This window comes from Paraburkholderia sp. RL18-085-BIA-A, from assembly GCF_046027075.1.
Taxonomy (GTDB): domain Bacteria; phylum Pseudomonadota; class Gammaproteobacteria; order Burkholderiales; family Burkholderiaceae; genus Paraburkholderia.
Genome location: NZ_JARESU010000654.1, coordinates 1 through 370, shown reverse-complemented (window position 1 = coordinate 370; position 370 = coordinate 1). Strand labels below are relative to the sequence as shown.

At 67.8% G+C, this 370-nt stretch carries 1 protein-coding gene; it reads left to right on the top strand.

Features of this window, described 5'->3' with window-relative positions:
• Nucleotides 1-104 precede the first annotated feature (104 nt).
• Nucleotides 105-370: hypothetical protein (locus tag P0D89_RS54255; protein ID WP_408371583.1), on the top strand; the 266-nt coding region annotated here is incomplete at its 3' end.

The window sequence follows — 370 nt, the reverse complement described above, 5'->3', positions numbered from 1 at the left end:
ACTCGTGCGCGATAACCTCGGGCATGCGTCACTGACGACGACCAGTCAGTATCTTCACGTCGACGACGAGCGCCGGCACCGCGAGACCGACGGGAAACACCGCATTGACTGGTGACCGACTGGTGACCGGCGGCAGCCCGGCCCTGGCGCCTGACCGGGAAATCGTCGGCCGTGAGCCTGACGGGTTCACCCGGGCGCAGGCGGACTTTCCGTTCGGCGACCGCAATGAGGCGGCGCCGTCCGTCCGCAAACGCCCTGGGCATCCGGACCGGGTCAGCGTCCGGCGGCAACCAGAATTGCGCGTCGAGCGCCTCTCGCGTCATCGCACAGGCGACCTCGCTGCGAGGCCCGGTCAGGCGAAACGAAATTT